A 19,246-nucleotide genomic window follows, 5' to 3' on the forward strand; every position below is an offset into this window, starting at 1 on the left:
TCGGAAACCATGCTGTCCTCGCCTCATCGGATCATGTTTCCTGCGGCGGGGGCGGCTGCCCTTTTGGGGGTGAGCGGCCTGTTTCTGGGGCAGGATTTCATCACCTATTGGTCGCCGTTGCTGGGGCTGTACGCCTGGCATGCGCATGAAATGCTGTTCGGCTTCGTCGGCGCAGCATTTGCGGGCTATTCGCTGACGGCGATGCGCAGCTGGTCGGGGGGCGGTTCTGTCTCGCCGACCGGCAGTTTGTTGCTGTTCGCGCTTTGGGCGATGTCCCGATTGGCTGCCATCGGCGCGCTTGGAAGCGAACCCATGTTCATCGTCCCAACGGGCACGGCGTTCTTGCTCTTTCTCGCCGGTCGTCTCGCTTGGGCTGCACTGCGCGCGCAGGCGGTTGCCGGAGGGCTTCAGGCGCTTTTCGCCCTTTTCCTGGCCATCTGCCAGCTTGCCTTTCTAACTGGGTCTGCGCCGTCCTTCTCCACAGTTTTACTCGTTGCACTTTTGGTGTCAGTTGTCGGTGGGCGCATGATCGCTGCTTTTACATGGAATTGGACGCACCAAAGCCCAACCGCCGCGCATCGGTTTCGGTGCGCGAGGGTATTGGGGGACGCTTCGGCGGCAGCTCTGGCTTTGACTGCGGTGCTTTTCGGACTTGTTTCCGTCGCCGATGGTCCGCTTATCGGCGTCCTTCTTGTGATCTGCACCGGGTGCGAAGGTGGGCGTCTGTGGCTCTGGCATTCAACGGCAGTTCTTCAGGATGGATTGCTGGCGATGCTTCATATTGCCTTTGCGTGGTTGCCCGCTGGTCTGTCCCTGTTGGCGGCTTCGCTGTACTTCCCCGACTTGCTGGCGGCCCATGATGCGTTGCACGTTCTGACGGTCGGAGCGGTCAGCTGCGCGATCTATGCCGTAGCTGCCCGTGCGGTCGCGCGCCGTTGCGGCCGGCTGCGCCCCAGCGCGATCGATAGTATTGGATATGCTTTGCTGTGCCTTGCCGCGGTTTTGCGGGCGTCCTCTGCAGACGTGCCCGCGGCCCTGGCTTGGGGAGCATGTTGGGCAGTGTTCCTCTGGCGGCACGTCCAAGCGTTGGGCCGCCCGCTCGAGCGACCCGTGTTCAGCGGTCGGGCCAGCAACAGGATAGATCCGGGCGTCGCCGATCAGTTGCCCTGATTGCGTGCCTCGAGCCGTTCAAGGTTCACGACGGTCGACAGCATCAGCCGGTCATGGCTCCAGTCCTGAGTCTGGCGGATCGTGGCTGCACCCAAGGCCAGGAGAACAGCGAACAGCAGGGCTGAACCCAGGAACATTGCCGGCAACGGTGCCGAGAACGAGGGCGCATCGGCCAGCGCGATCACGCGCTGTTTCAGAACCCGTTTGGCCTTGCCACCAGAGACCAGCGCCACGTTCAAAACCCGTGGCCGGCCTTGTGCGACGGTGCGGGCGCAATAGCTCAGCAGGCAATCGGTATAGTCGCGCGCGTCGATCCCGCGCCGGGTGACGACGGACTGGTCGCAGGCCAGTTCGCGCAATCGGCTGAACTGGTATTTCAACACCCAGTAGGCAGGGTTCCAGAACAGCAGCGGTCGCAAGGCCTCAAACGCAATCTCCCATTCGACATCCCGGGCGCGAACGTGCTGCAATTCATGCGCCAGGGCAAATCGCAGTTCACGGGGGGTGTCCAGTAGATGGCTGGGCAGAACAACGTGGCGACGACGCGCCCCGCGCACGGCAAATGGAACCGTGATCCGATCGGACAAGCGGATGTCCACGTTGGCCGAACGCCGCCACAGGAAGCTTGAAACCACCGTATCGCGGATCGCCAGCGCATCCCGGACGGTGCGGACCAGCATCCGGAGGGCGGCCAGGGCCAGCAGCACCAGCACGGCCGTCACAAGGGCGCTTTGTCCGGACAGAACCGTGTCGACCCAACGTTCGCGTGTGTTCAGCAGAGCTTCGAATTGTGTAGCCGGCATCGCGATTTCACCGCGCAAATACGCCGCTACCGCAATATCACCGATGGAAACGGCCTGACCCGGCCAGAAAAAACCGGCGGCTGCCGTGACCCCAAGGGCCAGAACAGGGCTGAGCATGACGCAGACGCAAAGAACCTTCAGCACGCGCAGCTGTGTCATGTAGTCGTGCCGCAGACGCGTTCGGGCCACGGCCATGCGGGCGCACAGCCAGATGAGTGCTGAAAGAACCAGCACCACGTTCAGGTCGAGAAATACATCGAGAACCGGTTTAACCGCTGTCATTTTGCAGTCTCCTCTCTACCAGTGCTCGAATTTCCTCCAGATCAGCTTCGGTCAGGCCGGCGTCGTCGACAAGTCGTGCCACCAGCGAGGCCGGGGTGTCATCGAACAACGTGCGGGACAGGTTCTGCAGCGACCGCGCCTGATAGGTGTCCTTCTCAAGCAGCGGACGGTAGATCAGGGTTTTGCCATTCTTGCGGCTTTGGACAAATCCCTTTTCATCCAGGATACGCAGGATCGTCGCGCCCGAGGTGTAGGCTAGGTTCCGCTCGGGCGGCAGCCGGTCCAGCACGTCGCGCACCGAGCCTTCGCCAAGTGCCCAGAGCTCGTTCATGAACTCCAGTTCGACCTCGGTCAGCAGATTTCCTGTCTTTCTCTTTCGCATCGGTCTCGGTGTCACCATTTTGCCTGTTATGCTTGCCAGACAAGCATCCTTTCGCGGTTACGCAAAGCCTAAACTTTCCAGAAAACGAAAATGCCCCAGCCGATCGACAGGAAAAGCGGGGTCCAGACCGGTTGGCCGACCAGCCCCAGCCACGCCAGAAAGATGTAGGCCGAACCCAGCAGGGTGATGAACAGCCGGTCGCCCAACGTGGTGGTCAGGCCCAGCACGCCCCGGCGTTCGATCCCGTCGCGGAACTTGACCACCTCGAGCACGCCGATCAGGGCGATGGCTGAGAAGATGCCCACGAAAACCGCCAGCGTTGCCGGGGTCCAGGCCATCCAGAAATCGGGCCACAGCGGGTCGGTCCATGAAAAGCCCTTGGGTTCTTCCTGACCGACATTGCCCCAGCCGGCCTTGGCTTGCGCCAGCGCTGAGGACGGGGTGAGCAGGGAGAGGGAGAGAAGGAGTTTGCGCATGTCGAACCTCATACACGTCCCATCGCGAAGCCGCGCGCGATGTAGTTGCGGACAAACCAGATGACGATGGCGCCGGGGATGATGGTCAGGGTGCCGGCGGCGGCCAGCAGGCCCAGCTCGTAGCCGGCGCTGGACGCGGTACGGGTCATCACGGCGGCGATGGGTTTGGCCTCGACCGCTGTCAGGGTCTTGGCCAGCAGCATTTCCACCCACGAGAACATGAAGCAGAAAAACGCCGCCACGCCCACGCCCGCCTTGATATTGGGCAGGAAGATCGTGACGAAGAACCGGGGGAAGGAATAGCCGTCGACATAGGCGGTTTCATCCAGCTCTTTCGGGATGCCGCGCATGAAACCTTCCAGGATCCACACCGCCAGCGGTACGTTGAACAGCGTGTGCGCCAGCGCCACCGCCAGGTAGGTGTCGAACAGATGGATCGACGAATACAGCTGGAAGAAGGGCAGGGCGAACACGGCCGCCGGGGCCATGCGGTTGGTCAGCAGCCAGAAGAACAACTGTTTGTCGCCCAGGAACCGATAGCGCGAGAACGCGTAGGCCGCAGGCAAGGCCACGCAGACCGATAGCACCGTGTTGATCGTCACGTAGGTGATCGAGTTGATATAGCCCCAATACCACGTCGGATCGGTGAAGATGGTGATGTAATTCTCCAGCGTAAAGGTCTGGGGAAAAAGGGAAAAGCCTGACAGGATCTCGTTCGTGGTCTTGAAGGACATCGCCACCAGCCAATAGATTGGCAGCATCAGGAACGCGATATACAGGATCGGGATGAGAGACCGCTTCTTCATTGCGCGTCATCCTTTGTCATGAGGGTGTAGAAGACCCAGGAAACCAGCAGCGTGATGGCGAAATAGATCAGGCTCATCGCGGCTGCGGGGCCAAGGTCGAACTGCCCCAGCGCGATCTTCACCAGGTCGATCGACAGCAGAGTGGTCGAGTTGCCGGGGCCGCCCCCGGTCAAAACGAAGGGTTCGGTGTAGATGTTGAAACTGTCCATGAACCGCAGCAGAACCGCGATGGTCAGAACCGTCTTCATCTTGGGCAGCTGGATATAGCGGAACACCGACCAGGGGCTTGCCCCGTCGATCTTGGCTGCCTGGTAATAGGCGTCGGGGATCGACACCAGACCGGCATAACACAGCAGCACCACCAACGAAGTCCAGTGCCAGACATCCATCACCACGATGGTGATCCAGGCTGATAGCGGCTGTTGGGTCATGTCATAGTTGATGCCCAGCACGTCGTTCAGGAAATACCCCAGCAGGCCGATCTTGGGCAGGGTGAAGATGTTCCACATCGAGCCGACCACGTTCCACGGGATCAGCATCGGCAGGGCCATCAGGACCAGGCAGACCGGCACCCAGAAGCCCTTGCGCGGCATCGACAGGGCCACGATGATGCCCAGCGGCACCTCGATCATCAGGATCAGCGCGGTGAACAGGAACTGCCGCCCCAGCGCCGCCTGGAACCGGTCGGACCGCAGGATCTGTTCGAACCAGCCCAGCCCTTCCCAGAAGAACTGGTTGTTGCCAAAGGTTTCCTGCACCGAGTAGTTGACCACCGTCATCATCGGCACCAGCGCGTTGAACGCCACCAGCGCCAGCACCGGCAGGACAAAGAACCACGCTTTCTGGTTTTCCGTTCTCATCGGGCGCGCTCCTCGGTTGCGATCCAGCCGTCGCGATACACGCGCGTCTGTTCAGGTTTGAATTTCAGAAAGACTTGCGATCCCGGCTCGGGGGGCGCGTGTTCGGTCACCGCCTTCAACGCGGTGTTGCCGACCATGGCACTGACCACAAAATGCCGGCCGATATCGGCCACCTTGGTGACATGGGCCGGAATGCCCTCGGGGCCAAAGCCCACATATTCGGGCCGGATGCCCAGATCGGTGCGGCCGCCGCTGCAGCTGACCGGACCTTCCAACACCACCTCATGCCCTTCGAACAGGGCGCGGTCGCCGCGGGCCTCGCAGGGCAGAACGTTCATGCCGGGCGAGCCGATGAAATGGCCCACGAATGTGTGCTGCGGGCGCTCGAACAGCTCGACCGGGGTGCCGATCTGGACCACTTCGCCTTCCTGCATCACCACGACCTCGTCGGCGAAGGTCAGGGCTTCGGTCTGGTCGTGGGTGACATAGATCATCGTCGCCTGGACGCGCTGGTGCAGCTCTTTCAGCTTGGACCGCAGCTTCCATTTCAGATGCGGGTCGATCACGGTCAGCGGCTCGTCGAACATCACCGCGTTCACGTCGTCGCGGACCAGACCGCGCCCCATCGAGATCTTCTGCTTGTTGTCGGGGCTGAGGCCGCTCGCGCGGGTGTTCAGCATGTCGGTGACATCCAGCATCTCGGCGATCTCGTCGACGCGGCGCTTGATCGTCGCCGGATCGACGCCGCGGTTCTTGAGCGGAAAGGCCAGGTTCTCGCCCACGGTCATCGTGTCGTAGATCACAGGAAACTGGAACACCTGCGCGATGTTGCGCTGATCAGGGGGCAGGGCGGTTACGTCGCGGTCGTCGAACAGGATCTGCCCCTCGGACGGGGTCAGCAGGCCCGAGATGATGTTCAGCAGCGTGGACTTGCCGCAGCCCGACGGCCCAAGCAGAGCATAGGCCCCGCCATCACGCCAGGTCACGTCGATTTCTTTCAGCGCATAATCCTGTGGGCCTTGCGGCGATGGCATGTAGCTGTGTTTGAGGTTTGCAAGCTTGATCTGTGCCATGTCAGGCCACCCTTTTGCCGTCTTGGCCGAAATACCGGCAATGGGCCGGGTTCATGTAGAATGTGTGGTCCTCGCCCACTTGATAGGGGTGGACCCCTGCAGCCAGAGACACCCAGGCGTCCTCGCCATGTTGGAAATGCGCGCTGGAGTCGGACCCGGACAGCTCGGTCACGATCACGCGACCGGTCAGTTCAACGTCGTCGTCAGAAGCCTTGAGCGGAGTAACACGGTGCGGACGCACGGCGACCATGTATTCGCCATCGGCAATCCCGGTCACAGTCCATCCGCCTCCACCGGCCAAGCGCGCTTGGGCACCGACGACCGTGACGCGGGCCACGTTGATGGGCGGGTCAGAAAACACCCGCGCGGCGGCGAGGTTTTCGGGATTGCGATAGATGTCCGCCGTCGGGCCGAACTGGGTCACGCGGCCGTCTTCCATCAAGGCGGTGTAGCCGCCCAGCAGCAGCGCCTCTTCGGGTTCGGACGTGGCATAGACCACCACGGCGCCGCGCCCGGCGAACAGCTCGGGCAACTGCTCGCGCAATTCCTCGCGCAGCTTGTAGTCCAGGTTGGCTAGTGGCTCGTCCAGGAACACGGCGCGGCTGTCCTTGGCGATGGCGCGGGCCAGTGCGGTGCGTTGCTGTTGGCCGCCTGACAGTTCATGCGGACGACGGTGCAGCATCGGGCGCAGTTGCAGCAGGTCGGCGGCCTCTTCCACGCGGCCTTCGATCTCGGATTGCGCCATTCCGGCAACGCGCAGGGGCGATGCAATGTTGTCGAATACAGTCATATGCGGGTAGTTCACGAAGAACTGGTGCACGAGGCTGATCTTGCGTTTTTGTGTGCTCAGCCGGGTCACGTCCTGCCCATCCATCAGAACTTTGCCCGAGGCAATCGGATCCAGGCCGGCCATCATCTTGATCAGAGAGGTCTTGCCCGACCCGGTCGCGCCCAGCAGCACGTTGAAATGGCCGGTCTGCAGCGTCAGGGACGTGGGTTTGATATGGGTAACGGTGCCGACCCGCTTGGTTGCGTTTTGTAGTTCGATCATGTCCGTGGGTTCCGATCCCGCAGCGCGTGGCAACGCTGTTTGGTCTTGGTTGGTAAGGGGCGCCGGTACCGGCGCCCCCCGGGGAGTAGTGGCTTACTGGGACTGCCAGCGTGCCACCAGTTCGTCGTAGTTGACGGTCTGGCCTTGCGGCTTCTCGTTCTCCAGCTTGGCTTTCGGCGCGCCCGGCTTCTCCAGCCAGAAGGCCGGATCCTGCGGTTCGTTCAGGCGCGGACCACAGCCGCCATAGACGCCGGCGCTTTCATCCGCGGCCTGCATGCGGGCCATGGTGATGTCCATCTCTTCAGCCAGACGGTCCATCGCCTCTTGCGGGGTGAAGGCGCCCGAGTTCACGTCACCGATCTGCTGCCACCAGATTTGGGCCAGCTTCGGATAGTCGGGAACGTTGATGCCGGTCGGCGACCACGCCACACGGTCGGGCGAGCGGTAGAACTCGACCAGGCCGCCCAGCTTGGGTGCGCGTTCGGTGAACGACTCGTGGTTGACCGAGCTGTCGCGGATGAAGGTCAGACCCACATGGGACTTCTTCACATCGACAGTCTTGGACGTCACGAACTGAGCGTAGAGCCACGCTGCCTGTGCCCGATCCGACGGGGTGGACTTCAGGAAAGTCCACGATCCCACATCCTGATAGCCAACCTTCTGGCCTTCTTCCCAATAGGGGCCATGCGGGCTGGGCGCCATCCGCCACAGCGGGTTGCCCTCATCATCGACGGTATTGTTGCCTTCGGACTTGGGCTTGACCATGTCGGCGGTAAAGGCCGTGTACCAGAAAATCTGCTGGGCCACGTTGCCTTGCGACAGGGCGGGCAGCGATTGGTAGAAGTCGTAGGACGCCGCACCCGGAGGCGCATAGGCCCGCAACCACTCGTCCCATTTGCGGATCGCATAAACCGCTGCCGGGCCGTTTGCGGCACCACCCCGCGACACCGACGCGCCGACCGGGTTGCAGGTGCCCGCTTCCATGCGGATGCCCCATTCGTCGACGGGCACACCGTTCGGCTCGCCCTTGTCGCCGGCACCGGCCATCGACAGCCAGGCGTCGGTCATCCGCCACCCAAGGTCAGGCGCGCGCTTGCCGTAGTCCATGTGGCCATAGATCGCGACACCGTCGACTTCCTTCACATCATTGGTGAAGAATTCGGCGATATCCTCGTAGGCAGACCAGTTGACCGGAACGCCCAGATCATAGCCGTATTTTTCCTTGAATGCGGCCTTGTTGGCTTCGTCATCGAACCAGTCCTTGCGGAACCAGTACAGGTTGGCGAATTGCTGGTCGGGCAGCTGGTACAGCTTGCCGTCGGGACCGGTGGTGAACTGGATACCCATGAAGTCATCCAGGTCCAGCGTCGGCGAGGTTGTCGCCGCCCAATCACCCGCCATCATGTCCGACAGGGGATAGGCCAGTTGCAGGCGCGAGTGCGTACCGATCAAGTCACTGTCGTTGACATAGCCGTCATACAGGTTCCGTCCGGTCTGCATCTGCGTCTGAACGGCCTGAACGACCTCACCTTCACCCAGGATCTGGTGGTTGACCTTGATGCCGGTGATTTCCTCGAACGCCTTCGTCAGAACTTCGGATTCATACGAGTGGGTCGGGATACCTTCGGACAGAACGTTGATCTCCATCCCGGCATACGGTTCGGCAGCCTTGATGAACCACTGCATTTCCGCCATCTGCTCGTCTTTCGACAAGGTGGATGGCTGGAATTCGTCGTCGACCCAGCGCTGTGCTGCGGCTTCGTCGGCCCAAACAGGACCGTGCCCCGCAATGACGGCAGCCGCCGCCACTGCGGACAAAAGATGTTTCCGCATCTTTCTCCTCCCAAAATTTATGGTTCTCCGGCGCGAACCGGATGACGAACAGCATCAGCGATTTTTCGCGAGTCTGTCAAACTAAAAAATTAGTAAATGGCGAAATTGGCCTGTTCGACCCAACGAATTCAACGACTATAGAATTGAAAATATATGGTTTTTATCCCACCCGACGTGGCGTCATCGGCTAGGCGAAAAGAGCATACCAATGACGCTTCGTTATGGATTTTTTGGCGTCACCGCTTGGTCGAGCTGCAAATCTGGATGCAGAAAGTCGCCGCAGTGGTAGCGCGCGATTTGCGTTTCTCGGGGGCGAAAATGGCAGCCCGTAGGGGAATCGAACCCCTCTTTCCAGGTTGAAAACCTGGCGTCCTAACCGATAGACGAACGGGCCACGTCAGCATTGCCCAAGCACAAGTGGCAGCCCGTAGGGGAATCGAACCCCTCTTTCCAGGTTGAAAACCTGGCGTCCTAACCGATAGACGAACGGGCCACGCTGGCTTGTGGAGGGCCTTTTACGGATTACGCCCCCCACCCGCAAGACGAAAAACGCACGGCCAGGAAACTTTTTTGCGGGTCAAAAAAGGCAGTGGCGTCAGCGGTCAATTTGCATCGGCCGCGTCTTCCAGGCGCAACTGCACGCTTTGCCTTCCACCCCATGTATTGACCTCGAGCCGACCGGCAAAATGGAACCGCGCGCCACCGTGATTTGACAGCCTTTCGCCCATCGGTCCGTCAAAGGCACCAAATGCAATCGCGTCCAGCCCACCACCCATTCCGTCCGACAGCGACAGCTTCAGATGGGTTTCTCCGACCCGCTTGGCAAAGCGGACCTGCAGGTCGGGCATTGCAAATCGAGGGGCAGGGGCCCCGGCGCCAAATGGGCCGGCCTGCTCGATCTTTTCGATCAGATCAACCGAGGCCGCCCCGGGCATCAGCGCACCGTCCAGCTTGAGGTCGGCAGGACCGGCTTGGCCCGCCCCCTGTTTTGCCAGCAACTCCGAGAGTCTCTCCATCGCCGGTTCCAGCTGGTCGCGCATCACGGTCAGACCTGCGGCCATCTTGTGACCGCCGCCCTTGACCAACAAACCCTCGGCGGCCAACCGGTGGATTGATGCACCAAGATCGACACCCGAGACCGAACGGCCCGAGCCTTTGCCTTCGTCACCGTCGAAACCAATCACGACGGCGGGACGGTTCGACGCCTCTTTCAGGCGAGCCGCCACGATCCCAACGACGCCGGGATGCCAGCCGTCACCTGCAGCCCACACCAGCGGCGCATCCAATCCACGTTCTTCGGCCTGCGCCAGCGCTGCGGCGCGGACCGCATTTTCGATGTCGCGCCGTTCGGTGTTCAGGTCATCAAGGCGCCGGGACAAGGCCTCGGCCTCGGTCACCGAGTCGGTGCTGAGCAACCGCGCGCCGAGGTCTGCCTGCCCAACCCGGCCGCCGGCATTGATGCGCGGCCCAAGCAGAAAACCCAGATGGTAACTGTTGGGCGCCGAATCCATACGCGCCACTTCGGACAGCGCAACCAGTCCGGGGCGTTGCCGCTGCCCCATCACTTTCAAACCCTGCTGAACCAGCGCCCTGTTGATCCCGATCAGAGGTGCCACGTCTGCCACGGTCGCCAGCGCGACCAAATCCAGCATCGCCATCAGGTCCGGACCTTGGGCGTTGGCCTCGCGCAGTTGGCGCCCGGCCTCGACCAACATCAGAAAGACAACGGTTGCAGCACACAGATGGGCCAGGTCACCGCTTTCATCCTGGCGGTTGGGGTTCACCACGGCCACGCAATCCGGCAGCGTTTCGGCGCCCAGGTGGTGATCGAGAACGATCACATCGGCCCCCTTGGCTGCGGCAATTGCTTCGTGGCTGAGCGTGCCGCAGTCCACGCAGATGATCAGATCATGCGTTTCAGCAAGCTGGCTCATGGCGGGGGCGTTGGGGCCATAGCCCTCGTCGATACGATCGGGCACATACAAGGTCGCCTGACGCCCCATCTGCCTGAGCCAAACCAGCAACAGGGCTGCCGAGCTGCCGCCGTCGACATCATAATCGGCGAAAACGGCGATGCGCTGGTTGTCCCGCACCGCTTTCAGGAACCGCGTTGCGGCGATCTCCATGTCGCGCACGCTGCGAGGATCGGGAAGAAGGTCGCGCAGTTTTGGAGACAGAAAGCTCTCGGCCTCCATCGGCAAGACACCGCGCCGTGCCAGCACTTGGCACAGGGGGCGGGGCAGGTCGGTCTGCTGGGCCAGCATCTCGGCGGCCCGGTCCAATTCAGGCGATGGACCAATCCACCGGCGGCCCGTCAAAGACTGTTCAACACCCAGAAAGCTCAATCCACTTCTCCTGAAAAGGGCCGAATCCTGTCGGACCCGGCCCTTGAACGGTTGTGTCTGCGGGGCCCCTCAGCCTTCGACATGCGGCCAAATGGGGGTGCGGTAGGACATGCGCCGCACCGATCCGGTTTTCGAGCGCATCAGCAGGGTCGTCGTCTCGACCCAACCGGGTTCCCGCTTGATCCGCGGCAGCAGCGACCCGCCGGTGACACCGGTCGCCGCAAAGATCACATCGGCGGTGACCATCTCGTCGCGGGCATAGACACGATCCAGATCGGCAATACCGGCTTTGGCCGCCCGACCGCGTTCGTCATCATTGCGGAACATCAGGCGTCCAAAGATCTGGCCACCCATGCATTTCAGCGCGGCGGCCGCCAGAACGCCTTCGGGCGCGCCACCCTGGCCCATGTACATGTCGATGCCGGTCGTCTCGGACTCGGCACAGTGCATGACGCCAGCAACGTCCCCGTCAGTGATCAGGCGGATCGCAGCGCCGGTTTCGCGCACCTCGGCTATCATCGCCTCATGGCGCGGACGTTCCAGTATGCAAACGGTAATGTCCTCGGGGGTGCATCCTTTGGCCTTGGCCAGCGCCTCAACCCTTTCCCGCGGGGACATGTCCAGTGTCACCACGTTATCGGGGAAGCCCGGCCCGATCGCCAGCTTGTCCATGTAGACGTCTGGCGCGTGCAGCATCGAACCGCGCGGACCCATCGCGATGACGGTCAAGGCGTTGGGCATATCTTTTGCGGTCAGCGTCGTACCCTCGAGCGGGTCCAGAGCGATGTCCACGCCCGGGCCGTTGCCGGTGCCGACCTCTTCGCCGATATACAGCATCGGCGCTTCGTCGCGTTCGCCTTCACCGATGACTACCACGCCAGCGATATCCAGCAGGTTCAGCTGTTCACGCATCGCGTTGACCGCGGCCTGGTCGGCGGCTTTCTCGTCTCCGCGTCCGACCAGCGAGGCCGAGGCCAGAGCGGCCTGCTCAGCCACGCGCGCAAGTCCAAGGGACAGAAGGCGGTCGTTGAAATCGATTTTGGCAGCGCTCATGCGATGTAATCCTTTGGTAAAGCGAAGACGTCCTGACTGGCATAGCCTGCTCGTGGCGCAGGCCGCAAGGGTTCAAACCTGCTCGATACGCAGAGCTACCGGTTCGCCCGCAACCACATCCGTGGTGCGCAAGTCCTCCAACGCAACGTCCAGCGTGGCGCGTGTGGTCTTGTGTGTAACGATCAGTACCGGTGCCGTGTCCTCGGCATGTGCGTATTGGCGCATCCGGTCGATTGAAACGCCGGCATTTCCCAGAATCGCGGCCACCTTGGCCAGCGCACCTGGTTTGTCCAGCAATGCAAGGCGCAGATAATAAGGGGCAGGCAGGCCGGTGATTGCGGGCTTGGAGTCGACCAGCGACGTGGCGGGTTGACCAAAGGTGGAAATCCGCAGGCCCCGAGCCAGGTCGCAAACATCCCCCATCACCGCACTGGCCGTCGGGCCTTCGCCAGCGCCGGGTCCGCGCAAAACGATCTGTTCGACGGCGTCGCCCTCAATGACCACCATGTTGGTGCCGCCTTCCAGCTGCCCCAAAGGCGAGTCACTGGGTACCAGGCAGGGTTGCATCCGTTGTTCAAGCCCGCGCGGCGTGCGCTGCGCAACGCCAAGCAGCTTGATGCGGTAGCCCATATCGTCGGCCTGATGGATGTCGTCCAGGCTGATATGCTGAATGCCCTCGATCTCGATCCCGTCGAAATTCGGCTTTGTTCCAAACGCGATCGAGGCCAACAGCGCCAACTTGTGCGCCGCGTCGATGCCGCCAACGTCAAGGTTGGGATCCGCTTCGAGATACCCCAACTGAGCGCACTCCTCGAACAGGGCGTTGTAGCCCAATCCCTGCGACTGCATTCGGGTCAGGATATAGTTGCAGGTGCCATTCATCACGCCCATGACGCGCTTGATGTCATTCCCGGCCAACCCTTCGGTAAGGGATTTTATGACCGGAATTCCTCCGGCCACGGCGGCCTCGAACCGGATCACGCGGCTCGCGGCTTCGGCCTGTTCCGCCAATGCCTGGCCGTGAATGGCCAGCAGCGCCTTGTTTGCGGTGACCACATCCTTGCCGCTGGCCAATGCCGCCTCGACCGAGGCCTTTGCCGGGCCATTTTCACCCCCCATCAGCTCGACGAACACATCGATGTCGTCGCGCTTGGCCAAGGCCACAGGGTCGGTTTCCCACGCGAAGCCGGACAGGTTCACCCCGCGATCTTTGGCGGCGTCGCGCGCCGAAACGGCAACGATCTCGATCGGACGACCAGTGCGTGCTTGGAGCAATTCGGCATGACGGCGCACGATCTTGACGACGCCCACACCCACGGTTCCCAAGCCAGCAATTCCAAGCCGTAGCGCCTGTGTCATTCCGTGGGTTCCTTTCCGCTCGAAGTCTGCCTGTTGGACGCAAGGTCCTTTGTCGGCTGCCATAGCTGGTTCAACGCGGCGGCGCAATCCGTCAGGGACAGAGTTGTTGCGCAGTGGGCGAGCGTACGGGGCTTACTGGGTCTCGGCGTTCTGGAGTGCCTGTGCCTTTTGCGACAGCCGCTCGGCCCGTTGTTCCAATTCTTCTTCCACGGCGGCTGCCTCGTTCACCGGGTCGACGGGCGGCACGTTGACCTGGTTCAACGGGATCAGCTTGGGGTAGGGCGCGGCCTTTACCGAGGCCGCTTCGCTTCCCTCCAACTCGGGAATATCTGCGCACGCGGCCAAGAGAAGCAGCGGCAGGATGACGGAAACAGCTTTCATTTCGCGACCCGAACAGTGAGGAACCTGAAGTTGATGCACTTTTTGCATGAACGGTTCAAGCGGGGTTCTATATGAACGTACGTTCATATACGATGGATCCATGGCACGTACTCAAGGCTCTCATTCCGATATCACCGGGCCCCGCATTCGCGAGGCCGCCCTGGGATTGTTTGCACGGCATGGCTATGCCGCTGTTTCCATGCGTCAAATCGCGGGGGAGGTCGGAGTGCAGGCTGGTGCGCTCTACAATTACACTCCGGACAAGCAAAGCCTTCTGTTCCGCCTGATGCAGGACCACATGCAAGAGCTGCTGACGGCCTATGAAGCGTTGGAACCACAGGCGGATGCATTGGGTGCCCTGCGGCAATTCGTGGGTTTCCACATCCGGTTTCACATGCAGCGACCGGACGAAGTGTTCATCGCCTACATGGAGCTGCGAAACCTGACGCCTGAAAACTTCGCCGAAATCGAAAAGCTGCGCCGACGGTATGAGGATGCGTTGCAGAGCATCCTGCTGGCCGGCCAGAAGGACGGCCTGTTCTCGGTTCAGGATGCGAAGATCGCGACGCTGGCGGTGATTGCCATGTTGAATGGTGTCATGACGTGGTACAGGGCCGGTGGACGGCTTTCGCTGGACGAGGTCGAGCAGATTTATTGGGATATGGTACGCAAGGCGGTCGCGGCCTGATTGGCCGCGCCACGTTACTGCCTGTCTGTAGTCAGTGCGCGGGCTTGATGAAAGTACCGTTGCGCAACTCCCGAAACGCCTGCTCGAGTTCGGCGCGCGTGTTCATCACGATCGGGCCATGCCAGGCTACAGGTTCATTGATCGGCGCACCCGAGATCAACAGGAATCGCACACCTTCAGGTCCGGCCTGAACTGTTATTTCGTCTCCGGTACCAAACCGCACCAGCGTCCGGTTGCCCGACATGTCGCGGATGTTCAGCTCTTGCCCGGCAACTTCCTTCTCAAGCAGAACGCCGGTCGGTTGCGAGGCGTCGGCGAAAGCGGCCCGCCCATCGAAAACATAGGCAAAAGCACGGCGATAAGTATCTATCTTGAAAGTCTTTTTCACCCCTGCAGGAATCGATACGTCTAGGTATTGCGGGTCCGCGGCGATACCATCCACGGGCCCGGTCTTGCCCCAGAACTTGCCGACGATGACCCGCACCGTGGTGCCATCATCATCGATCACTTCGGGAATGTCCTTGCCCTGAACGTCCTGGTACCGAGGCGCCGTCATCTTTTGAGCTGAGGGCAAGTTGCCCCACAGTTGAAACCCATGCATCTGCCCGGATGCGTTTCCCTTGGGCATTTCCTGATGCAGAATTCCGGACCCTGCCGTCATCCACTGGACGTCTCCGGCACCCAATTGGCCGCTGTTGCCCAGCGAGTCGCTGTGATCGACGGTTCCTGACAATACGTATGTGATGGTTTCAATGCCGCGGTGAGGGTGCCAGGGAAAGCCGGCCTGGTAGTCCTGCGGGTGCTCGTTGCGGAAGTCATCAAACAACAGGAAGGGATCTAGTTCGGACGGATCCTGAAATCCAAAAGCGCGGTGAAGCTTTACACCAGCGCCTTCCATCGTCGGAACGGCCTTGCGGGTCTCGAGTGTTGGTCTGAGCGACATTTGGATCTCCTGTCTCTGGACCCGTTATCTAATTTTCGCTGAAGTACGGTCAATTCGCGAGAAAGCACTGCTTCTGTGCAAAATTGCGCCGGGTGAGTCTTGGCCTGTTGCTTGTCGCTGAAAGCGGGTATGGGGGGCGGGCAAAGGCGGAGTTGGAAATGCAAGAAGACGTACTGGCAACGATTCAGGCTTCATCGGCACGGCGGTGGATGGGCGTGGGAATGCTCGTCACCGTGGGCGCGTTCGTGACATATGTCGCCCTGGCCGCACCGCCCGCGCCGGAATGGCAGCTGTTCCTGTTCGTGGTCGGAGGTGGCGCGCTTTGGCTTGCGCATCGCGTCTGGCATGCGACCGCGGACCGGATCGAGCTGACGCGCACGGAATTGCGGACAGGCAGCGGCAAGCTGATTGCCGAGGTTGGTGAAATCGAAGGGGTGGATCGGGGTGTGTTCGCCTTCAAACCGTCAAACGGCTTTCTGCTGACGACCCGTAGCAAACGGGGCAGGGCTTGGGCCCCGGGCCTTTGGTGGCGCGTCGGGCGACGTATTGGCGTCGGCGGCATGACGTCCGCCGCTGAGACCAAGTTCCTGTCAGAAATGCTTTCCGCGATGCTGGCCGAGGCCGAATAGCTCTCAGCACCCGCCCGGTGCGTCGATCTTGTCGTAGACGCGCGGGTGGGTGAATACGAAATTGTCCATGGCAAATTCGTTTTCGCCGTATCCGATGCGGAAGGGACGGCGATAGAAGTCCTTCACTTCGACCAGGATCATCTTGCCGTTGTCCGGCATGATGGGCAGCTTGTCCCGGATTTCGCTGATGGTGCCATCGGTCCACGCCTCAAAGCTTTCGCCGCGAATACAGGACCACTGCACATAGTGCCGGTCATCCGGCAGGTCGAAGCGAAGGAACGAGATGCGCATCGACACGTCGGAGCGGTCCGACATCATCTGCTGCAGCAGGTCATACAGCGTATCCATATAGGTCGCGTTGATGTCATTGCGTTCGCGGGAAATGACGTCGGCGATCGCATAAGACGCCTTGAGATTCCGCGAGCTCTGCTTGTACCCGTCGAAGAACGTATAGGACGCACACATGCCCCAGAAGAGCAAGGGATAGATCATCACGGCCTCGACACTGATCACGCCGGATTCCTTGCGCGAAAACCGTTTCAGATACCGGACAGCCAGCGAGAAGATTGAGCGATCAGGTCGGTTCATAGACAAACACCGTTGTTGCGTGCAGTTCGTACATACCGTTGGGCTTTTTCCGCGCGATGGCGCCCAGAATGGTACCCCACCACAGCGGCTTTACCTCGACGCAGGCGCGGACGATCATCAGTTCGTCCGACGTGCCGGGCTCGAAGATCTGGCTGTTGCGGATCGTTGCCGGGGTATCGATGCAGTAGGGGTTGGGATCCAGCGTGGTCCCAATAAACGGATCGACGCGGGTCATTTCCAGGATCAGGTTTTCCTTGCACTCAGGAATGTAGCCTGCCTTGTCGCAGACGATGTCCTTCAACAGAGTGTGGGTCCAGCCATCCTGAACGTTGGTGGTATACTTGTCGAGGTTGTTCAGGCGAACGTCGCGGATCGTTTCGTCCAGACCACGCTCGAGATTGGCGTGGTTGAAGGCCCCGATTCCGACTTCGACGGCCGAATAAGTCGTCATGATGAAGATGGGGAACCAGAAGACGAACTCGATCGTCGCCATCCCATCTTCTTTCCGCCGGAACGTGCGGAATTGATGAAGCAAACGCTTGATCATTGGGTCAGCCTCAAATTGCGGATGGTCGATCCGATCGATGCAAATACGTCGACGATTTCGTCACCGGTCGCCTCGTAGTAGGCGCCATCATCGCTTTTGCAGTCTTTCAGAAGGGCCTTGCCCTGATCGGGAGCTTCGAAAGCGATAGTGAAGACTACGATGCCATTGGCGCGAGCGGCGGCACACATAGCGCGCGCGCGCGGGTCCTTGGTGCCCGACCCGATCGAAGTGACCGCGTTGTTGTACCAGGTGTTGCCTTTCGTGCTCCCCAGCGCTTCGCGGAACAGGTCGCGGATCGCGCGACGGGTCGTGCGTTCCCAGACCTGAGCCCAGGTCAGGTTGACCGATGTCGCGGGGTCGCCATTGTTGTCCAGAACAGTGCGGGTCTCGCTTCTGCTGTAGTCAAAGTTGTAGCAGACGCCGCCGGACCGGTAGGTGCACCGATATACAGTATACTCGTCGTTGCCATAGGGATCGTCCTGCCAGATCTCGCGACCCCAGTACCAACCCTTGCTACTGTCCCACTCGGTATAGTCGACATCGTGCCAGAAGTACTTCTCGGTCTCGTAGTCATAGGTCGAATAGGTGGACTTTTTGGCATTCCACCACAGAATAGACGTACCCTCACGGTAGGGGTCGTTTACCATGTACTGAGTGGTGTTCGCGCCGTCCGTCATCAGCACCAGAACCTTCATCGAGTCGTTGCTGGAGTAGCTGTTGGGACGGGTGGCGAACTCTGCAGGCACTTCGTCACCCGCCAGGCGTGCGATCACCGGCTGAATGCTTTCGTCAAGCAGGGCAAGACCCCATTTCAGACCGACGTCGATCGACGTGTTTCCGCCGGCCGTAAAACTTTCGATGTGATCTTTGAGAACCTGCGGATCCTTTTGCAGGACCGAGACCTCACGGTTGGCGAGTTCGTCACAGACTTCGCTGTAGACGTAGCCGTTGCTGGGGCGCCGGTCATAGGTGCTCCACGGCGTGAAGTGCAGTGTGCGTTGGCGGATCGTATCGGGGTCCAGCGCGGTGGTGTTGAACTCGCTGCTGGTGAAGTTGATGCAGTTTGCCCGGTTATTGGTGCCGGTCGTGCTGAATTCGTCCATCAGATAGTCGGGCAGCGACACCTGAGTTGCGTATGGGATGATCGAGATCGACAGCTTCCCGTCCTCGGTCTTGTCCGCCATCTCTTGCACGAAGTTTTTGGCCGCCACTTTCAAGTTGGCCAGGCGATTGTAGCTGTTCATCGAGCCAGAGACGTCGAGGACCAAAGAAATCTCAACATCATCAATGGCTTCTTCGGCAACGCTGGTTGCCGCGCTCACGATCGAGTCAACATCCCACCACTGCATGAAGTGCATGCCGACATCCATCTGGGCGCTCGCTTGGACCTTGCGGTAGCCTTCGATCGTAACGGCGGTCGCGCCGCAGACATTGGGTTCCACGATCGGGTCACCAACCAGGTACTGGTCCAAGCCTTCCTTCGCGAGGTAGTCGACGACCACGTCCTTAGGGCAAAGGTCCTGGTCCAGGTCGGCCGCCGCCAGTACGGCGCGGTCCAGAGCATATTGCAGGCGCGCACGTTCGCGATCGTACCGCATAACGTCCACGGCGAAGCCCGCCGCGGTGAAGATGATCATCAGAAGGAAGAGGGCGAAGATGGTCATCGTCCCGCTTTCCGAGGTCACGAAAGACTCGACGGCGCCCCGGCAGCGGTCTGCCTGGCGCGGTTTCTCCGACCGTGTCGATGTCCATTCAAAATTGCGCATAACGAAATCCTTTTGCCGGCCAAAAGCAGCGAAGCCAGTTCTTCGGAACTTTAATAATTTAGATGTGGATCGTGGCGAGAATTGGGCGTGATCGTCACTATGGTGCTCTTTTTGAATGAAAAACGGCGGCAGTCTGGCCGGAAAGGGTGGCTTTGTTTCGTTGCTCGGGACAATTTCCGGAAATCGTAAACGTCCGCGACTCGGCTCGGTT

19 protein-coding genes and 2 tRNA genes are annotated in these 19,246 nt (G+C 60.8%); 3 read left to right on the forward strand and 18 right to left on the reverse strand.

Annotated elements, in window-relative coordinates; translation table 11 throughout:
* The first annotated feature begins 9 nt into the window (after positions 1–9).
* Positions 10–1,170 (forward strand): NnrS family protein, encoded by a 1,161-nt coding sequence (locus GOW72_RS10980; RefSeq protein ID WP_170366888.1) that lies wholly within the window; start codon positions 10–12, stop codon positions 1,168–1,170.
* Here the strand turns inward: GOW72_RS10980 and GOW72_RS10985 are convergent.
* The 14 genes from GOW72_RS10985 to GOW72_RS11050 form a co-directional block, all read right to left on the reverse strand.
* Positions 1,158–2,255: a M56 family metallopeptidase gene (locus tag GOW72_RS10985; RefSeq protein ID WP_170357489.1), complete on the reverse strand. Its 1,098-nt coding sequence runs from the start codon at positions 2,253–2,255 to the stop codon at positions 1,158–1,160. The two genes, GOW72_RS10980 and GOW72_RS10985, sit on opposite strands and share 13 nt — an antisense overlap.
* Entirely contained in the window at positions 2,242–2,637 is a 396-nt protein-coding gene (locus tag GOW72_RS10990; protein ID WP_170339764.1) for a BlaI/MecI/CopY family transcriptional regulator, read from the reverse strand. Before GOW72_RS10990 ends, GOW72_RS10985 begins: the two co-directional genes overlap by 14 nt.
* A 68-nt stretch (positions 2,638–2,705) precedes the next feature.
* The gene (locus tag GOW72_RS10995) at positions 2,706–2,975 is read right to left on the reverse strand and encodes a DUF2160 domain-containing protein (protein WP_370797609.1); all 270 of its coding nucleotides are present in this window, start codon (positions 2,973–2,975) and stop codon (positions 2,706–2,708) included.
* Positions 2,976–3,121: 146 nt separating this feature from the next.
* Entirely contained in the window at positions 3,122–3,919 is a 798-nt protein-coding gene (locus tag GOW72_RS11000; RefSeq protein ID WP_170339760.1) for a carbohydrate ABC transporter permease, read from the reverse strand.
* Complete coding sequence (locus GOW72_RS11005; RefSeq protein ID WP_005983941.1) at positions 3,916–4,779, reverse strand: carbohydrate ABC transporter permease; 864 nt, start codon at positions 4,777–4,779, stop codon at positions 3,916–3,918. Before GOW72_RS11005 ends, GOW72_RS11000 begins: the two co-directional genes overlap by 4 nt.
* The gene (locus GOW72_RS11010) at positions 4,776–5,852 is read right to left on the reverse strand and encodes an ABC transporter ATP-binding protein (protein ID WP_170366890.1); all 1,077 of its coding nucleotides are present in this window, start codon (positions 5,850–5,852) and stop codon (positions 4,776–4,778) included. The genes GOW72_RS11005 and GOW72_RS11010 overlap by 4 nt, the downstream gene beginning before the upstream one ends.
* A gap of 1 nt (position 5,853) precedes the next feature.
* Positions 5,854–6,903, reverse strand: coding sequence for an ABC transporter ATP-binding protein (locus GOW72_RS11015; RefSeq protein ID WP_170366891.1), 1,050 nt, complete (start codon positions 6,901–6,903; stop codon positions 5,854–5,856).
* Between the two features lie 93 nt (positions 6,904–6,996).
* On the reverse strand, positions 6,997–8,736 hold the full coding sequence (locus GOW72_RS11020) for an ABC transporter substrate-binding protein (RefSeq protein ID WP_170339174.1): 1,740 nt from the start codon (positions 8,734–8,736) through the stop codon (positions 6,997–6,999).
* A 319-nt stretch (positions 8,737–9,055) separates the two neighbouring features.
* A tRNA-Glu gene (locus tag GOW72_RS11025) sits at positions 9,056–9,130 on the reverse strand.
* A gap of 24 nt (positions 9,131–9,154) precedes the next feature.
* A tRNA-Glu gene (locus GOW72_RS11030) sits at positions 9,155–9,229 on the reverse strand.
* Positions 9,230–9,338: 109 nt separating this feature from the next.
* Positions 9,339–11,081 carry a single-stranded-DNA-specific exonuclease RecJ gene (gene recJ, locus GOW72_RS11035; RefSeq protein ID WP_170366892.1) on the reverse strand — a complete coding sequence of 581 codons (1,743 nt, stop codon included), beginning with the start codon at positions 11,079–11,081 and terminating at the stop codon, positions 9,339–9,341.
* Positions 11,082–11,150: 69 nt separating this feature from the next.
* Complete coding sequence (glpX, locus tag GOW72_RS11040) at positions 11,151–12,134, reverse strand: class II fructose-bisphosphatase (protein WP_170366893.1); 984 nt, start codon at positions 12,132–12,134, stop codon at positions 11,151–11,153.
* A gap of 72 nt (positions 12,135–12,206) precedes the next feature.
* On the reverse strand, positions 12,207–13,493 hold the full coding sequence (locus tag GOW72_RS11045) for a homoserine dehydrogenase (RefSeq protein WP_170339748.1): 1,287 nt from the start codon (positions 13,491–13,493) through the stop codon (positions 12,207–12,209).
* 132 nt (positions 13,494–13,625) lie between these two features.
* Positions 13,626–13,874 carry a hypothetical protein gene (locus GOW72_RS11050; RefSeq protein ID WP_170366894.1) on the reverse strand — a complete coding sequence of 83 codons (249 nt, stop codon included), beginning with the start codon at positions 13,872–13,874 and terminating at the stop codon, positions 13,626–13,628.
* Between the two features lie 100 nt (positions 13,875–13,974).
* Between GOW72_RS11050 and GOW72_RS11055 the strand changes: the two genes are divergently transcribed.
* Complete coding sequence (locus GOW72_RS11055; protein ID WP_170366895.1) at positions 13,975–14,562, forward strand: TetR/AcrR family transcriptional regulator; 588 nt, start codon at positions 13,975–13,977, stop codon at positions 14,560–14,562.
* A gap of 31 nt (positions 14,563–14,593) precedes the next feature.
* Here the strand turns inward: GOW72_RS11055 and GOW72_RS11060 are convergent, their stop codons facing one another.
* Positions 14,594–15,505 carry a pirin family protein gene (locus GOW72_RS11060; RefSeq protein ID WP_170366896.1) on the reverse strand — a complete coding sequence of 304 codons (912 nt, stop codon included), beginning with the start codon at positions 15,503–15,505 and terminating at the stop codon, positions 14,594–14,596.
* A gap of 158 nt (positions 15,506–15,663) precedes the next feature.
* On the opposite strand from GOW72_RS11060, the gene GOW72_RS11065 reads away from it, so the two are divergent.
* Positions 15,664–16,134, forward strand: a complete 471-nt coding sequence (locus tag GOW72_RS11065; protein WP_170339740.1) for a hypothetical protein — start codon at positions 15,664–15,666, stop codon at positions 16,132–16,134.
* A gap of 3 nt (positions 16,135–16,137) precedes the next feature.
* Here the strand turns inward: GOW72_RS11065 and GOW72_RS11070 are convergent, their stop codons facing one another.
* From GOW72_RS11070 to GOW72_RS11080, 3 genes are read right to left on the reverse strand one after another with little or no spacing between them, the layout of a single operon-like run.
* Positions 16,138–16,722, reverse strand: a complete 585-nt coding sequence (locus GOW72_RS11070; RefSeq protein WP_093961744.1) for a TadE/TadG family type IV pilus assembly protein — start codon at positions 16,720–16,722, stop codon at positions 16,138–16,140.
* Positions 16,709–17,269, reverse strand: coding sequence for a TadE/TadG family type IV pilus assembly protein (locus GOW72_RS11075; RefSeq protein ID WP_170357498.1), 561 nt, complete (start codon positions 17,267–17,269; stop codon positions 16,709–16,711). Before GOW72_RS11075 ends, GOW72_RS11070 begins: the two co-directional genes overlap by 14 nt.
* The gene (locus GOW72_RS11080; protein WP_170366897.1) at positions 17,266–19,035 is read right to left on the reverse strand and encodes a TadE/TadG family type IV pilus assembly protein; all 1,770 of its coding nucleotides are present in this window, start codon (positions 19,033–19,035) and stop codon (positions 17,266–17,268) included. Before GOW72_RS11080 ends, GOW72_RS11075 begins: the two co-directional genes overlap by 4 nt.
* Positions 19,036–19,246 lie beyond the last annotated feature (211 nt).

The organism is Ruegeria arenilitoris, from assembly GCF_013032855.1.
GTDB classification, from domain to species: domain Bacteria; phylum Pseudomonadota; class Alphaproteobacteria; order Rhodobacterales; family Rhodobacteraceae; genus Ruegeria; species Ruegeria arenilitoris.

Bases quoted from the DNA above. Each gene is read 5' to 3' on its own strand.
- GOW72_RS10980 (WP_170366888.1), top strand. From the start codon at position 10: ATGCTGTCCTCGCCTCATCGGATCATGTTTCCTGCGGCGGGGGCGGCT.
- GOW72_RS10985 (WP_170357489.1), bottom strand. From the start codon at position 2,255: ATGACAGCGGTTAAACCGGTTCTCGATGTATTTCTCGACCTGAACGTG.
- GOW72_RS10990 (WP_170339764.1), bottom strand. From the start codon at position 2,637: ATGCGAAAGAGAAAGACAGGAAATCTGCTGACCGAGGTCGAACTGGAG.
- GOW72_RS10995 (WP_370797609.1), bottom strand. From the start codon at position 2,975: ATGGCCTGGACCCCGGCAACGCTGGCGGTTTTCGTGGGCATCTTCTCA.
- GOW72_RS11000 (WP_170339760.1), bottom strand. From the start codon at position 3,919: ATGAAGAAGCGGTCTCTCATCCCGATCCTGTATATCGCGTTCCTGATG.
- GOW72_RS11005 (WP_005983941.1), bottom strand. From the start codon at position 4,779: ATGAGAACGGAAAACCAGAAAGCGTGGTTCTTTGTCCTGCCGGTGCTG.
- GOW72_RS11010 (WP_170366890.1), bottom strand. From the start codon at position 5,852: ATGGCACAGATCAAGCTTGCAAACCTCAAACACAGCTACATGCCATCG.
- GOW72_RS11015 (WP_170366891.1), bottom strand. From the start codon at position 6,903: ATGATCGAACTACAAAACGCAACCAAGCGGGTCGGCACCGTTACCCAT.
- GOW72_RS11020 (WP_170339174.1), bottom strand. From the start codon at position 8,736: ATGCGGAAACATCTTTTGTCCGCAGTGGCGGCGGCTGCCGTCATTGCG.
- glpX (WP_170366893.1), bottom strand. From the start codon at position 12,134: ATGAGCGCTGCCAAAATCGATTTCAACGACCGCCTTCTGTCCCTTGGA.
- GOW72_RS11045 (WP_170339748.1), bottom strand. From the start codon at position 13,493: ATGACACAGGCGCTACGGCTTGGAATTGCTGGCTTGGGAACCGTGGGT.
- GOW72_RS11050 (WP_170366894.1), bottom strand. From the start codon at position 13,874: ATGAAAGCTGTTTCCGTCATCCTGCCGCTGCTTCTCTTGGCCGCGTGC.
- GOW72_RS11055 (WP_170366895.1), top strand. From the start codon at position 13,975: ATGGCACGTACTCAAGGCTCTCATTCCGATATCACCGGGCCCCGCATT.
- GOW72_RS11060 (WP_170366896.1), bottom strand. From the start codon at position 15,505: ATGTCGCTCAGACCAACACTCGAGACCCGCAAGGCCGTTCCGACGATG.
- GOW72_RS11065 (WP_170339740.1), top strand. From the start codon at position 15,664: ATGCAAGAAGACGTACTGGCAACGATTCAGGCTTCATCGGCACGGCGG.
- GOW72_RS11070 (WP_093961744.1), bottom strand. From the start codon at position 16,722: ATGAACCGACCTGATCGCTCAATCTTCTCGCTGGCTGTCCGGTATCTG.
- GOW72_RS11075 (WP_170357498.1), bottom strand. From the start codon at position 17,269: ATGATCAAGCGTTTGCTTCATCAATTCCGCACGTTCCGGCGGAAAGAA.
- GOW72_RS11080 (WP_170366897.1), bottom strand. From the start codon at position 19,035: ATGCGCAATTTTGAATGGACATCGACACGGTCGGAGAAACCGCGCCAG.